This is a genomic window from Rhodococcus sp. 21391, from assembly GCF_016772255.1.
Classification (GTDB): domain Bacteria; phylum Actinomycetota; class Actinomycetes; order Mycobacteriales; family Mycobacteriaceae; genus Rhodococcus_F; species Rhodococcus_F opacus.
Map to the genome: position 1 here is coordinate 3,031,246 of NZ_CP063781.1, position 15,245 is coordinate 3,046,490.

Annotated in this window: 13 protein-coding genes; all 13 read right to left on the reverse strand. The window is 69.3% G+C overall.

All coding sequences use genetic code 11. The features are described 5' to 3' along the window. Window positions 1-158 precede the first annotated feature (158 nt). Window positions 159-2,177: a primosomal protein N' gene (locus tag GO592_RS14210; protein ID WP_082324877.1), complete on the reverse strand. Its 2,019-nt coding sequence runs from the start codon at window positions 2,175-2,177 to the stop codon at window positions 159-161. Window positions 2,178-2,223: 46 nt separating this feature from the next. Next, window positions 2,224-3,438, reverse strand: coding sequence for a methionine adenosyltransferase (gene metK, locus GO592_RS14215; protein WP_005241739.1), 1,215 nt, complete (start codon window positions 3,436-3,438; stop codon window positions 2,224-2,226). Between the two features lie 132 nt (window positions 3,439-3,570). After that, window positions 3,571-4,875 (reverse strand): bifunctional phosphopantothenoylcysteine decarboxylase/phosphopantothenate--cysteine ligase CoaBC, encoded by a 1,305-nt coding sequence (gene coaBC, locus GO592_RS14220; RefSeq protein WP_007295887.1) that lies wholly within the window; start codon window positions 4,873-4,875, stop codon window positions 3,571-3,573. A gap of 14 nt (window positions 4,876-4,889) precedes the next feature. Then, a complete protein-coding gene (gene rpoZ, locus GO592_RS14225) occupies window positions 4,890-5,195 on the reverse strand; it encodes a DNA-directed RNA polymerase subunit omega (protein WP_005241734.1) in 306 nt (101 codons plus the stop codon). 41 nt (window positions 5,196-5,236) lie between these two features. After that, entirely contained in the window at window positions 5,237-5,860 is a 624-nt protein-coding gene (gene gmk / locus GO592_RS14230; RefSeq protein WP_039950481.1) for a guanylate kinase, read from the reverse strand. A gap of 8 nt (window positions 5,861-5,868) precedes the next feature. Beyond that, the gene (gene mihF / locus GO592_RS14235) at window positions 5,869-6,189 is read right to left on the reverse strand and encodes an integration host factor, actinobacterial type (RefSeq protein ID WP_005262298.1); all 321 of its coding nucleotides are present in this window, start codon (window positions 6,187-6,189) and stop codon (window positions 5,869-5,871) included. 126 nt (window positions 6,190-6,315) lie between these two features. Beyond that, on the reverse strand, window positions 6,316-7,155 hold the full coding sequence (pyrF, locus tag GO592_RS14240; protein ID WP_237720351.1) for an orotidine-5'-phosphate decarboxylase: 840 nt from the start codon (window positions 7,153-7,155) through the stop codon (window positions 6,316-6,318). Beyond that, on the reverse strand, window positions 7,152-10,520 hold the full coding sequence (gene carB / locus GO592_RS14245) for a carbamoyl-phosphate synthase large subunit (RefSeq protein ID WP_007295890.1): 3,369 nt from the start codon (window positions 10,518-10,520) through the stop codon (window positions 7,152-7,154). Before carB ends, pyrF begins: the two co-directional genes overlap by 4 nt. Then, window positions 10,520-11,680 (reverse strand): glutamine-hydrolyzing carbamoyl-phosphate synthase small subunit, encoded by a 1,161-nt coding sequence (carA, locus tag GO592_RS14250; protein ID WP_005569135.1) that lies wholly within the window; start codon window positions 11,678-11,680, stop codon window positions 10,520-10,522. The genes carB and carA overlap by 1 nt, the downstream gene beginning before the upstream one ends. Beyond that, window positions 11,677-12,243, reverse strand: a complete 567-nt coding sequence (locus GO592_RS14255) for a PH-like domain-containing protein (protein ID WP_007295891.1) — start codon at window positions 12,241-12,243, stop codon at window positions 11,677-11,679. The genes carA and GO592_RS14255 overlap by 4 nt, the downstream gene beginning before the upstream one ends. Next, on the reverse strand, window positions 12,240-13,583 hold the full coding sequence (locus GO592_RS14260) for a dihydroorotase (protein WP_007295892.1): 1,344 nt from the start codon (window positions 13,581-13,583) through the stop codon (window positions 12,240-12,242). Before GO592_RS14260 ends, GO592_RS14255 begins: the two co-directional genes overlap by 4 nt. Beyond that, entirely contained in the window at window positions 13,580-14,524 is a 945-nt protein-coding gene (locus GO592_RS14265; RefSeq protein ID WP_005262310.1) for an aspartate carbamoyltransferase catalytic subunit, read from the reverse strand. Before GO592_RS14265 ends, GO592_RS14260 begins: the two co-directional genes overlap by 4 nt. Further along, complete coding sequence (gene pyrR, locus GO592_RS14270) at window positions 14,525-15,154, reverse strand: bifunctional pyr operon transcriptional regulator/uracil phosphoribosyltransferase PyrR (protein WP_005572577.1); 630 nt, start codon at window positions 15,152-15,154, stop codon at window positions 14,525-14,527. Window positions 15,155-15,245: the final 91 nt, after the last annotated feature.

A 15,245-nucleotide genomic window follows, 5' to 3' on the forward strand; every position in this document is an offset into this window, starting at 1 on the left:
CAGGTTCTGGCTTCGGTGGGAGATTCTGCGGCACGACCGGGGTCTTGCCGCAAGGCCCCCGGTGCGTTATATGGTGAAAGTGGCAGGGAGTGTATTACCTCCTTGCCATTCCTTTTGTGTCCCCCCGGGGGACTTTGTGTCCCCCCCGGGGGGCGGAACTAGCCGATCCGAATGGGGTCGATCTGGACCCGGGCAGGCTGCGAGTCCTTACGCGCGCTGCGCACCGACTGCGCCTCTCCCAGCGCTTTGGCCAGCGGCTTTCCCTCGCTACGGGGCACCCGGATCAGCATCCGCTCCACGTCCGCCGGCTCCGGCGCGTCGCCGGTGAACGGCAGCCGCTCCCCCGCCGGCAACTCGACCGGGCCCAGCAATTCCGCATTCGCCGGCAGATCGGCGAGCTCCAGGAGGTCGGCGATCGCCTTCGCGCTGCCGTCGATCGCCGCGAGGTGGATGGCGGGCGGAAATCCGACCTCCGCCCGCTCCTCGTACTGCGCACGGGCGTGACCGACCGGATCCCAGCGAACCAACGCCTGCACGGTCGGAATCCCCGAATCGGCGACCACGACCACCTGACCGCCCTCGGCGAACGGGCGTACGAGTGACGACGCCGTCATCCACCGCCGCAGCGTCTCCTCGGCGGCGCGCAGATCGGGACGGCCCAGCAGCGCCCAGCCGTCGAGCAGCAACGCCGCGCCGTAGCCGCCCGGCATCACCGGTTCGGCCCCGACCGTCGACACCACGAGGGTGGGTCCCTCCTTCACCTCGTCGACGACGTCCGTGCCCCCCGACATCCGGACGGCGACCCCGGGAAACGCGCGTCCCAGTTCCTCGGCGGTCCGTCCGGCACCGACCACGACGGCCCGCAGCGCCTTCGCTCCGCACGCGTGGCAGCGGTGTGCGGCGTCGGCGACGCCACACCACCGGCACGCGGGGGTCCCCGCCCCGTCCGGGCCGGCCGCGGACGGCAGCGCGAGAGGTCCGTTGCATCGTCGGCATCGCGCGGGCGCCCGGCACTTGCCGCACGCGAGGCTGGGCACGTAGCCGCGCCGGGGCACCTGGACCAGCACTCCGCGGCCGGCGCCGAGCGCCTCCCGGGCAGCCGCGAACGCGATCGCGGGCAGCCGGGCGGCGCGTGCGCCGGGATCGCGGGCCAGGGCGTGGTCGCTGTCCGCGAGTGCGGTGATCTTCGGGGTGGCCGCCCGCACCGAGTCCCGGGAGGCCACGAGGTCGTGCGCCCACCCCGAGTCGACCAGCGCCTGTGCCTCCGCGGTACGCGCGTGTCCGGCCAGTACCACCGCGCAGCCACTGGCGTACGCGCGGAGCAGCGCCACCTCGCGGGCGTGCGGATACGGTGCGCGCGGCTCGGAATGGTTGTCGTCCCCGTCGTCCCAGACCACGATCAGCCCGGTGCGCGGCGTCGGCGCGAACACCGAACTCCGGGTCCCGACGACGACCTTTGCCGTTCCGCGCAGCGCCGCCAGCCAGCGCCGGTAGCGCAGGGCCGGACCGAGACCGGCGGCGAGTCCGACGACCGCGTCCTTGCCCAGCAGCTTCTCCACCGCCGCGACCACGCGGTCGAGATCGCGCTGATCGGGCACGACGACGACGGTGCTCGCCCCGGTGGCGGCCACGAGCCCCGACAGTTCCGCGAGACGCGCCGGCCAGTCCTCGCCGGGGAGCGCCTGCCAGACCGCACGCGGGGCACGCTCCGCCGACAGTGCGGTCAGGAAAGCGCCGCCGTGGACGTACCGGTCCCACGCGCCGGTGTCGATCGCGATGTCCGGCACCTCGGAGGGTTCGGACGCGGCCTCGGACTCCGCGCGGGCGTGTCTCGGCGGGATCGCGAGTCGCAGGACGTCCGCGCGGGTCCCCGCGTATCGGCCGGCGACGAGGTCGACCACCCGGGTGATCTCCTCGGTCAGGACCCGCTCGGGCGAGATCACCCGTTCGAGCCAGCCGAAACGGCCCTGATGGTCGCTGGTCGCGTTCCGGGAGACGACGAACCCGTCGACGAGACGTCCGGCGAACCGGATGCGCACCCGGACCCCGGGCTGCGCCTGCTCGTCGAGGTCCTTCGGAACGAGATAGTCGAATTCGCGGTCGAGGTGGGCAAGCGGAAGCAGCGGCAGCACCCGGGCAACCGGATCTACTTCTGCCGCAACCTTTTCCGCGCTCACTCCGCGGCCCCTACCGCAGCGGCGCCCGCCGCGCCGTGACTACCGATCAGAGGCCTGCGGCTGCCCGCAGCTTCTCCGCCCGGTCGATGCTCTCCCACGGGAGGTCGATGTCGGTGCGACCGAAGTGACCGTAGGCCGCGGTCTGCGCGTAGATCGGACGCAGCAGGTCGAGATCGCGGATGATGGCGCCGGGTCGCAGGTCGAACGTTTCGGTGATGGCCTGCTGGATCCGCGCCGGATCCGTCTTCTCGGTACCGAACGTCTCGACGAACAGACCCACCGGCGCCGCCTTGCCGATCGCGTACGCCACCTGGACCTCGATCCGGTCCGCGAGGCCTGCCGCGACCGCGTTCTTGGCCACCCAGCGCATGGCGTAGGCCGCCGACCGGTCGACCTTCGAGGGGTCCTTGCCGGAGAACGCGCCGCCGCCGTGGCGGGCCATGCCGCCGTAGGTGTCGACGATGATCTTGCGACCGGTCAGGCCGGCGTCACCCATCGGGCCGCCGAGCACGAACTTGCCCGTCGGGTTGACGAGCAGGCGGATGTCCGAGACGTCGAGTTCGGGCATGTCGATTTCGGCGAGAACCGATCCGAGAACCTTTTCCCGCAGATCCGGGGTCAGCAGGTTGTCGAGGTCGATGTCCGCGGCGTGCTGCGTCGAGATGACCACGGTGTCGAGGCGAACAGCCTTGTCGCCGTCGTATTCGATGGTGACCTGGGTCTTGCCGTCCGGGCGCAGGTACGGCAGGACACCGGACTTGCGGACCTCGGTGAGACGACGCGACAGGCGGTGCGCCAGCGCGATCGGCAGCGGCATCAGTTCCGGGGTGTCGGTGGTGGCGAACCCGAACATCAGTCCCTGGTCGCCTGCGCCCTGACGGTCGATTTCGTCGTCGCTCAGTTCGCCGGTGCGGACCTCGTGCGAGTGGTCGACGCCCTGGGCGATCTCCGGGGACTGTGCGCCGATCGCGACGTTGACGCCGCAGGAGTTGCCGTCGAAGCCCTTGGCCGAGGAGTCGTACCCGATCTCGAGCACGGTGTCGCGCACGATCTTGGGGATGTCGGCGTAGGCGGTGGTCGTGACCTCGCCGGCGACGTGGACCTGTCCGGTGGTCACGAGTGTCTCGACGGCGACGCGGGCGCGCGGGTCGTCGGTGAGGAGCGCGTCGAGGATGGAGTCGCTGATCGCATCACAAATCTTGTCCGGGTGCCCCTCGGTCACAGACTCACTGGTGAATAGCCGACTACCGGACTGGCTCACAGAATTCCCTCTCGACAGTTGTCCTGAACAGCACTTGAAAACAGCTTAGCTGCGTAATACCGCGAACGACCCTAGCGCCACCCCGGCGGGAGTGACACCTTTCGAATCACCGAAACTCTGCCGGATTTTCCGTCAGAGCGTCCGGAACAGCTGGTCGACGGCGTCGAGCACCCGGCTCGCCATCAACGCCTTCGATCCGTGCTCGAGCGCGGACTCGGAACCGTCGGCTCCGAGCAGCCACCCGTCGTTGTGGTCGACCTCGAACGCCTTGCCCTCGCCGACCGCGTTGACGACGAGGAGGTCGCAGCCCTTACGCGCGAGCTTGGCCCGCGCGTACGTGAGGACGTCGCCGTCGGCGTCGCCCGTCTCGGCCGCGAATCCGACGATCACGGTCTTCGACGGGATCTCGCCGTCCCGCCGGGACTGCACCAGGCCGGCGAGGATGTCCTCGTTCTTGGTGAGTGCGATCGAGTCGGGCTCGCCCGCACCCTTCTTGATCTTGCTCGCCACCGTCGTCGACGGCCGGAAATCGGCCACTGCCGCGGCCATGATCACGGCGTCGAATCCGGGCGCGTGCTTGGCGACCGCCACCCGCATGTCTTCCGCCGTGCGGACGTGCACCACGTCGACGGCGGCCGGGTCGGCGAGGCCGGCGGTGTAGCCGGAGACGAGGGTGACCTCGGCCCCGCGCTGCACGGCGAGCCGGGCGATCGCGTAGCCTTGCTTGCCCGAACTGCGGTTACCGAGGAACCGCACCGGGTCGAGCGGTTCACGGGTGCCGCCCGCGGACACGAGGACCCGCCGGCCCTCGAGATCACGGGGCAGCGCGTCGGGACGCTCGACCAGCAACGACGCCAACCCGACGATCTCGTCGGGTTCCGGCAGCCGGCCTGCGCCGGTGTCCTTGCCCGTGAGGCGGCCGGATGCGGGTTCGATGACGGTCACGCCGCGTGCGCGGAGCGTGGTGACGTTCGCGACGGTGGCCGGGTGCTCCCACATCTCCGTGTGCATCGCGGGAGCGAACACCACGGGACATCGCGCGGTGAGCAGCGTCGCGGTGAGGAGGTCGTCGGCGCGTCCCGCCACAGCGCGCGCCATGAGGTCGGCGGTGGCGGGCGCGATGACGACGAGATCCGCTTCCTGCCCGAGACGAACATGCGGAACCTGCGGAACGTCGGTGAACACACCCGTGTGCACGGGGTTGCCCGACAGCGCCTCGAACGTCGCCTTGCCGACGAACTCGAGCGCGGACTCCGTCGGGATGACCCGCACATGATGCCCGGCCTCCGTGAAGGCCCGAATGACCGCACAGCTCTTGTACGCGGCGATGCCGCCGCCGACACCGACCACGATCCGCTTGCGCGTTGCCCCCGCGGGAACCGGTTCCGGTGAATCCGTCACGTGCCCGGAGACCGGGCCCGCTGCCTGTTCAGGCACGGCAGATCCTCCGCTCACTCGCCTTCGGTGTGCTCGAGAAGATCGGAGTGGATCTCACGCAGCGCGATGGACAGCGGCTTCTCCTGCAGGCCCGGCTCCACGAGGGGGCCGACGTACTCGAGGATGCCGTCACCGAGCTGGTTGTAGTAATCGTTGATCTGACGCGCCCGCTTGGCCGCGTAGATCACCAGCGCGTACTTCGACGACGTGCGAGCGAGAAGCTCGTCGATCGGAGGATTGGTGATGCCGAGCGGGGTGTCGTAAGCCGGCAGGGCGCCGTGGCTGGGTGTTGCGGACGCTACTGCGGGGGTGCTGCTCACTCGGTATCTCCTGAAATAGTTCTGGCTAGTTGATGTGAGATCTAGTGGGTCGACTCGGACTGTTCCGGTCGTCCAACCAACAAGGATACCAACTCGTCGCACGATCGGCTGACATCCTCGTTCACGATGACCGCGTCGAACTCGTCCTGCGCCTCCAGCTCGACTCTCGCGGTCGCGAGACGCCGCTCCACGACCTCGGCGGATTCGGTGCCCCGGCCGGTCAATCTCTCGACCAGCACGTCCCAGCTCGGGGGCGCCATGAAGACGAGCAGAGCCTCCGGCATCGCGGCGCGGACGGCCCGCGCCCCGGCGAGATCGACCTCGACGAGCACCGGTTTGCCCTGTTCGATCGCCCGGCGGACGGGTGCGGCCGGGGTTCCCGACAGCTGGAGTCCGCCGTGGATCTCGGCCCATTCGAGCAGCTCACCGGATTCGATCATCCGCTGGAACTCGTCACGAGAGGTGAACCGGTAGTCCTTGCCGTCCACCTCGCCCGGGCGTGGGTCGCGCGTCGTCGCGGACACGCTGAAGACGAGCTCCGGCATCCGTTCACGCAGGAGTCGCACCACGCTGGACTTACCGACGGCCGAGGGGCCGGCCAGTACTACCAGCCGACCCCTCCGCACTGCGGTCTTGCTCTCTGACACTTGTGCGTCAGCTACCACTGTCGTGCTCAGGCCTCGAAGTCGAACCTGGCGAGCAGGGCCTTCCGCTGCCGATCGCCGAGGCCACGGAGGCGACGGGTCGGAGCGATCTCCAGCTCGGTCATGATCTCCTGCGCCTTGACCTTGCCCACCTTGGGCAGCGCCTCGAGCAGTGCCGACACCTTCATCTTGCCCAGGATCTCGTCGTCCTCGGCGTCCTTGAGAACCTGCTTGAGGTCGGTGCCACCACGCTTCAGGCGCTCCTTGAGCTCAGCCCTGGCCTTGCGGGCAGCAGCTGCCTTCTCCAAAGCAGCAGCGCGCTGCTCATCAGTCAACTGGGGAAGGGCCACGGTTCCTCCGTCTCGTCGTTGGCAAATAGTCCAAACCACTGGATAACCAGCAGCGATAGCGACCGTACTCACGCCCGGCGCCGATTGCGAACCCACCCCCCGAGGTCAGAGCCGGATTCGGGTGGGCTATGAGAGTGCGGACTCGATCTCGTCGCGGACCGTGACGGCCGCCTCACGCAGTGCCGTCACCGACGGTCCGGCACCGAGAACACCACGAGAGCTGTTCGGTAACAACAGTTTTCGAGAATCGGGAAAAATGTCGGCGAGATCACCGGGAGTCGCCCCCTGGGCGCCGAGACCGGGCGCGAGAATCGGTCCGGAAAAATTCGACAAATCCAGGCCGTGTCCGCGTGTCGCGCCCACCACCAGACCCACCAGACCGGGTTGCGCGTCGTTGTGCCGGACCGCCGCGTCCACCACGGACTGGGCCACGGACACTCCCCCGGCGGTCTCCGCCGCCTGCAGGTCGCCGCCCTCCGGGTTGGACGTCCGGGCCAGCACGAAGAGCCCGCGGCCCTGCTCCGCCGCCAGCGACAGCGCCGGGTCCAGCGCACCGAACCCCAGATACGGCGACACCGTCACGGCATCGGACGACAGAGCCGACTCCGCACCCAGCCAGGACTGCGCGTACGCCGCCATCGTCGACCCGATGTCCCCGCGCTTGGCATCGGCGACGACGAGCGTCCCTGCCTCTCTGAGGACCGAAATGGTGCGTTCGAGCACCGCGTACCCGGCGGAGCCGTACGCTTCGAAGAACGCCACCTGAGGCTTCACGACGGCCACCTCACCGACGAAGGCCTCCACGCAGATCTCCGCGAACGTCTCCAGCCCCTCGGCGGAGACGGGCAATCCCCACGCCTCGAGCAGTCCCGGATGCGGATCGATCCCGACGCACAACCGCCCCCGGTGCTCGACCGCCGACATCAGCCGATGCACCCAGGAGTGGTGGTGATGGTGTCCGCTCACGACGACGCGGACCCGGTCGCGGGAGCCACGACCACGGCGGGCGACCGCAGCCGCTCGTGCAGCGCCTGGAGCGACTGGACACCGATGTCGCCGCGGATCGCGGCCTCGATGCCCTGCACCGCGGCGGACGCGCCCTGCACGGTGGTGACGCACGGGATGTTCATGGCGACGGCCGCGCTGCGGATCTCGTAACCGTCGACGCGCGGCCCGGAGTTGCCGTACGGCGTGTTGATCACCATGTCGACCTCGCCGTCGCGGATCATCTCGACGATGGTGCGCTCACCCGCCTCCAGCTTCTCACCGGAGTGCTTGTGCACCTCCTGGCATGTGATCCCGTTCCGGCGGAGAACCGCCGCGGTGCCCTCGGTGGCCAGGATCCGGAAGCCCAGGTCGGCGAGACGCTTGACCGGGAAGATCAGCGACCGCTTGTCCTTGTTGGCGACGGAGACGAACACCGAACCCGACGTGGGCAGCGAGCCGTACGCGGCCGTCTGGCTCTTCGCGAACGCGGTGCCGAAGTCGGCGTCGATGCCCATGACCTCGCCGGTCGACTTCATCTCCGGGCTCAGCAGGGTGTCCACCCCGGTGCCGTCGGCGCGCCGGAACCGGTTGAACGGCAGCACGGCCTCCTTCACGGCGACGGGGGCGTCCGCCGGGGTCGAACCGCCGTCGCCGGTGGCCGGGAGCACACCGCTCGCACGCAGATCGACGATGGACTCGCCCAGCATGACGCGGGCGCAGGCCTTGGCGAGCTGCACCGCCGTCGCCTTCGACACGAACGGCACGGTGCGGCTGGCGCGGGGGTTCGCCTCCAGGACGTACAGGATGTCGTCCTTCAGGGCGTACTGGACGTTGAGCAGGCCCTTGACGCCGATGCCCTTGGCGAGCGCCTCCGTGGAGCGGCGGACGTTCTCCAGGTCGGCGCGGCCGAGGGTGATCGGCGGCAGCGCACAGGCCGAGTCGCCCGAGTGGATGCCGGCCTCCTCGATGTGCTCCATCACGCCGCCGAGGTACACCTCGGAGCCGTCGCAGAGTGCGTCGACGTCGATCTCGATGGCGTCTTCCAGGAACCGGTCGACCAGGACGGGCCGGTCGTCGGAGATCTCGGTGGCGCGGGAGATGTAGCTCTCCAGCGACGCCTCGTCGTAGACGATTTCCATGCCGCGGCCACCGAGGACGTACGACGGGCGCACCAGCACCGGGTACCCGATGCCTGCCGCGATCTCGCGGGCCCCGGCGAACGTGGTGGCGGTGCCGAACTTGGGAGCGGGCAGACCGGCCTCGACCAGCACCTTGCCGAACTCGCCGCGATCTTCCGCGAGGTCGATCGCCTCCGGGCTGGTGCCGACGATCGGCACACCCGCAGCCTTCAGCCGCTTCGCCAGGCCCAGCGGGGTCTGGCCGCCGAGCTGCACGATCACCCCGGCGACGGTGCCCGAGAGCGACTCGGCCCGGTACACCTCGAGCACGTCCTCGAACGTGAGCGGCTCGAAGTAGAGGCGGTCGGCGGTGTCGTAGTCGGTGGAGACGGTCTCCGGGTTGCAGTTGACCATCACCGTCTCGTAGCCGGCCTCCGACAGCGTCAGTGCGGCGTGGACGCAGGAGTAGTCGAACTCGATGCCCTGACCGATGCGGTTCGGCCCGGAGCCGAGGATCAGGACCTTCGGACGCTCGGTCTGCGGGGCCACTTCGGACTCGGCCGCCGGGTCGAGTTCGTACGTGGAGTAGTGGTACGGCGTCTTCGCCTCGAACTCGGCGGCGCAGGTGTCGACCGTCTTGTACACGGGGTGGACGTTCCACTGCTCACGCAGCGCCCGGACGGCGTCCTCGCCGCCGATCTCGGGGCGCAGGGCCGCGATCTGCCGATCCGACAGGCCGTGGTGCTTGGCGCGGCGCAGAACCCGCTCGGTCACCTCGGGCGCCTCACGCAGCGTGTCGCCGAGCTCGTGGATCTGCAGGATCTGGTCGAGGAACCACGGGTCGATCTTCGTGGCGTCGAACAGCTGCTCGACGGTGGCGCCGAGAGCGAACGCCTTCTCGAGGCCGTAGACGCGGCCGTCGCGGGGGATGCTCAGTTCCGTCAGGAGGCTGTCGAGGTCGGTGGCCTCCACCTCGGGGCCCGTCCAGTACCCGGCCCGCTTCGTCTCCAGCGAGCGCAGCACCTTCCCGAACGCCTCGGTGAAGTTGCGGCCGATGGACATGGCCTCACCGACCGACTTCATCGTGGTGGTGAGGGTGTCGTCGGCGCCGGGGAACTTCTCGAACGCGAACCGCGGAGCCTTGACGACGACGTAGTCGAGGGTCGGCTCGAAGCACGCCGGGGTTTCCTTGGTGATGTCGTTGACGATCTCGTCCAGGGTGTAGCCGATGGCGAGCTTCGCGGCGATCTTCGCGATCGGGAAGCCGGTCGCCTTGGACGCGAGCGCACTGGACCGCGACACGCGCGGGTTCATCTCGATGACGACGAGGCGCCCGTCGGTGGGGTCCATGGCGAACTGGATGTTGCAGCCACCGGTGTCCACTCCGACCTCGCGGAGGATGTCGATCGACAGGTCGCGCATCGCCTGGTACTCGCGGTCCGTGAGCGTCATGGCGGGGGCGACGGTGATCGAGTCACCGGTGTGCACGCCGACCGGGTCGACGTTCTCGATCGAGCACACGATCACGACGTTGTCGCGGCCGTCGCGCATCAGCTCGAGCTCGTATTCCTTCCACCCGAGGATCGACTCCTCGATCAGCACGTTGGCGGTGGGCGACGCGGCGAGACCGCCGCCGGCGATCCGCGTCAGGTCCTCGTCGTCGTAGGCCATGCCGGAGCCGAGGCCGCCCATCGTGAACGACGGCCGCACCACGACGGGGAAGCCCAGTTCGGCAACCGTGTCGCGGACCTCGTCCATCGTGTAGCAGACACGGGAGCGCGCGGACTCGCCGCCGACCTTCGCGACGATGTCCTTGAACTTCTGCCGGTCCTCGCCGCGCTGGATGGCGTCGAAGTCGGCGCCGATCAGCTCCACGTCGTACTTCTCGAGGATGCCCTGCTCGTGCAGCGCCACCGCGGTGTTCAGGGCCGTCTGGCCGCCGAGGGTCGCGAGGACGGCGTCGATCGGGTGGCCTTTCTCGGCCTCGAGGGCGATGACCTTCTCGACGAACTCGGCGGTGATCGGCTCGACGTACGTGGCGTCCGCGAACTCGGGGTCGGTCATGATCGTGGCCGGGTTGGAGTTGACGAGGCTGACCCGCAGGCCCTCCTCGCGCAGCACCCGGCAGGCCTGGGTTCCGGAGTAGTCGAACTCACAGGCCTGGCCAATGACGATCGGCCCGGAGCCGATCACCAGGATGTGGGAGAGATCTGTACGGCGTGGCATTAGTTCTTGACTCCCTCGAGCAGGCTGGTGAAGCGGTCGAACAGGTACGCGGCGTCGTGCGGGCCCGCCGCGGCCTCGGGGTGGTACTGCACCGAGAAGGCGGATCCGTCGAGCAGGCGGACCCCCTCGACGGCACCGTCGTTGGCGCAGGTGTGGCTGATCACGGCCTTGCCGAACGGGGTGTCGAACTCCTGCCCGGCCTCGCCCTCGAGCGCGAACCCGTGGTTCTGCGCGGTGATCGCGATGCGTCCCGTCTCGTGTTCGACAACCGGGATGTTGATGCCCCGGTGACCGAACTTCATCTTGTAGGTGCCGAGACCCAGAGCCCGCCCGAGGATCTGGTTGCCGAAGCAGATGCCGAACAGGGGCAGGCCCTGCCCGATGACTTCCTTCGTGAGGTGCACGGCACCGTCGGCGGTCGCCGGGTCGCCGGGACCGTTGGAGAGGAAGACGCCGTCGGCCTTCAGGTCGAGGATCTGCTCGAGCGTCGCGTTGGACGGGAGCACGTGCACCCGGATGCCGCGCTCGGCGAACATGCGGGGGGTGTTGGTCTTGATGCCGAGGTCGATCGCCGCGACGGTGAAGCGCGCTTCTCCCCCGGTCGGCTCGACGACGTAACCGCTGGTGGTGCTGACCTCACCGGCGAGATCCGCGCCGAGCATCGACGGCTGGCTCTTCACGCGGTCGAGCAGCACGTCGGTGTCGGCCAGTGCGTCGCCGGAGAACACACCGGCGCGCATGGAGCCGCGGGTGCGCAGGTGGCGGACCAGTGCGCGGGTGTCGATGCCGGCGATCCCGACGACTCCCTGCTTCACCAGCTCGTCCTGCAGGGAGCCGGTGGCGCGCCAGCTGGAGGTGCGGCGGGCGGGGTCGCGAACGACGTACCCGGCGACCCAGATCTTCGCCTCGGCACTGCTGCCGGTGGGACCGACGGACTCGTCGTCCTCGTCGTTCCATCCGGTGTTGCCGATCTGCGGCGCGGTGGCCACGACGATCTGGCGGTGGTAGCTGGGGTCGGTGAGGGTCTCCTGATAGCCGGTCATGCCGGTGCTGAAGACAGCCTCACCGAGGGTCTGGCCGACGGCACCGAACGTGGTGCCCCGGAATATCCGTCCGTCCTCGAGGACCAGTACTGCAGAGTCGGTGTCGTAGCCGCTCATGCGTTCTCTCCGTTCTGCTCGACCTCACCAGAGCTCGCCGCATTCGCTGAATCTTCACTGTCTGTCTTGCCGTCCGGCTCCCCTGCGCTGACCCAGGCGGGGTACACGGACTTGTCGTCGCTCCGGAAACCGGTGTCGATCTCGGTGCCCGTCGGCAGTTCCCACCGGATCACCAGGACGCCGTCCTTGCTCATGACCTTGCCCGCGAGACCGCGCTCGGTGCGCACGGCGCGGACCGCGTCCTGCGGAATCCAGATCGCCGACGCCCCGTCACGTTCGAGCAGGATCCCGGCCGCGTATCGGGAGATTTCCCCCGTCGCCCGGAAACCGAGGTCGCCGACCGCGATCCGGTCCTGCCAGCTCGGGGCCAGGGTGCTGCCCACATACAGTCCGGTGGCCGGGGCGATCGTCTGCTCGCCGAGGTGCGCGGGCACGGCGGGAAGTTGCCCGACCCGGTCGGCCTGACGGCGGGCACGACCGCGCCACCCGATGTACATGAGGAAGATGGCCAGCGCCCAGAACGCGACGAGGCCGACTACCCACAGAATTCTCTCCACCGTCATCCCCTGCCGTTCCGCACCGGGACGCGGGCCTGGCCGTCGCTCGCGGTGATCCGGCCACGGAGGATCGTCGTGGTCACCCGCGCCGGCAGTGTCATCGACTCGTACGGCGTGTTGTGGGCGACGCTGGCGAGATCGGGGCCGCGGACCGTCCATTCGGCGTCCGGGTCGATCAGCACGAGGTTGGCGGGCTCGCCGACCTCGATCGGGCGACCCTGGTCGTCGAGCCCGACGATCTCGGCGGGCCGCTCGCTCATCACCCGGGCCACGCCGCGCCAGTCGAGCAGGCCCGTGCGGACCATCGTCTGCGCGACGATCGACAGTGCGGTCTCCAGACCCAGCATTCCGGGTCGGGCGGCCGCGAACTCGCAGCACTTGTCCTGCTCGGCGTGCGGTGCGTGATCGGTCGCGACGCAGTCGATGATCCCCTCGGCCAGTCCGGCCCGGAGCGCGGCGACGTCGCTCGCCTCCCGCAGCGGCGGATTCACCTTGTTCACGGCGTCGTAGGTCTCGAGCCGGGAGTCGTCGAGCAACAGATGGTGCGGGGTGACCTCGGCGGTGATCGAAATGCCTTGGCCGCGTGCCCACTTCATCAGTTCGACGGTGCCCGCGGTGGAGGCGTGGCAGATGTGCACCCGCGCCCCGGCGTCGCGGGCGAGCAGCGCGTCGCGGGCGACGATCGACTCCTCGGCGGCGCGCGGCCAGCCCGCGAGACCGAGCCGGGCGGCGGTGGGGCCCTCGTGCGCGACGGCGCCGACGGTCAGCCGCGGTTCCTCCGCGTGCTGCGCGATGAGCACCCCGAGCGAACTCGAGTACTCGAGCGCCCGGCGCATGATCAGCGGGTCGTAGACGCAATGGCCGTCGTCCGAGAACATCCGCACCCGGCCGGTCCCCGACGCCATCGTGGCCATCTCGGCGAGCTGCTTGCCCTCGAGTCCGACGGTGACGGCGCCGACGGGGTGCACGTCGACGAGCCCGACTTCCTGACCGCGGCGCCACACGTGATCGGTGACGACCACCGAATCGGCGACCGGGCTGGTGTTGGCCATCGCGAACACCGCGTTGTACCCGCCGAGCGCGGCGGCAGCCGAACCGGAATCGATGGTCTCGGTGTCCTCGCGGCCGGGTTCACGCAGGTGGGTGTGCAGGTCGACGAAACCGGGGAGCAGGATCTGCCCCGCCGCGTCGATCACCTCGACGTCCGGCGCGCTGTCCTTGCCCGCGTCCGCGCCGATCGCGACGATGACGCCGTCACCGAGCAGAACGTCGGTGGGCTCGCCCTCGCCGTACAGCAACACGTTCTTGATGAGCACTGTCTCTCCTGTCACTGCACTGTCACTCATCCCGCAACTTCCTCCGCTCCGACCAGCAGCCGGAACAGCACCGCCATCCGCATGTGCACACCGTTGGTCACCTGCTGCAGCACGGCGGTTCTCGTCGAATCGGCCACCGCCGACGCGATCTCCATGCCGCGCAGCATCGGACCGGGGTGCAGAACCACCGCGTGCTCGGGAAGCAGCGCGAGCCGTTTCTCCGACAGGCCGTAATTGATCGAGTACTCCCGCTGGGACGGGAAGAACCCACCGTTCATCCGTTCCGCCTGCACGCGCAGCATGAGGACGGCGTCGAGGCCGGGAAGCTCCGCGTCCAGCGAATGCGCCACCGACACCGGCCAGGTGGACACCCCCACGGGGAGCAGCGTGGGCGGCGCGACGAGGACCACCTCGGCGCCGAGCATCGACAGCAGCAGTGCGTTCGACCGGGCGACCCGGCTGTGCAAGATGTCGCCGACGATGGCGATGCGCTTGCCCTCGATGTCGCCGAGACGCTGACGCAGTGTGAGCGCGTCGAGCAGCGCCTGGGTGGGATGTTCGTGGGTACCGTCGCCGGCGTTGACGACCGCCGGTCCGCCGTCGTCCTGATGCCCGGTCCACTTCGCGATCTGGTGGGCCGCACCCGACGCGGGGTGGCGCACGATCAGCGCGTCGGCGCCGGCGGCGCGCAGCGTCATCGCCGTGTCCCGGAGGGATTCGCCCTTGGACACCGACGAGCTCGAGGCGCTGACGTTGATGACATCCGCGCTCATCCACTTCCCGGCGACCTCGAACGACACGCGGGTCCGGGTCGAATTCTCGAAGAACACGGTCATGACCGTCCGGCCGCGCAGCGTCGGGAGCTTCCGCACCTCACGTCCGAGGAGGGCTTGTTCGAAGCGTTCGGCCTCGTCGAGGAGTTCGACAGCCGATTCCCGTGTCAGGTCCGCGATCGACAACAGGTGCTTCACTTAGCTCTTCCCCCCGGAGATCATGACCGCGTCGCGGCCGTCGTGTTCGCTCAGGAGCACCTTGACGTCCTCGGTGCGGGCGGTGGGCACGTTCTTGCCCACGTAGTCGGCGCGCAGCGGCAGTTCGCGGTGACCGCGGTCGACGAGGACGGCCAGCTGAACGGCGCGCGGCCGCCCGAGGTCACGGAGGGCGTCGAGTGCCGAGCGGACGGTGCGGCCGGAGAACAGCACGTCGTCGACCAGCACGACCAGAGTGTTGTCGACACCGCCCTCGGGCACCGACGTGCGCTCGAGGGGGCGGTGCGGTTTGGTGCGCAGGTCGTCGCGGTACAGGGTGATGTCGAGGGAGCCGACCGCTGGGCGCACCCCGGAGAATTCTTCGACCTTCCCGGCGAGGCGCGCTGCGAGCGTCGTGCCCCGGGTGGGGATGCCGATCAAGACGACACGCGGCGCGTCACCGTCGGCGGCGTCCAGCGCGGTCTTCTCGATGATCTGGTGCGCGATTCGCGCAATGGTCCGTCCCACATCGGCTGCGGACAGCAGCTCGCGTGCGGGTTCGACGGACGGGGACGACTCTGGTGTTGAATCCGCCGGTTCCCCGGCGGGGCGAGACCCTTCGGGCACGCGCATACAACGACCTCCTTCTCCGCCTCACTGGACGGATCGTTAAAGGATGCCTGACGCGGACAGCTTATCAGCGCGTCGACTGCGCCAGGCCCGG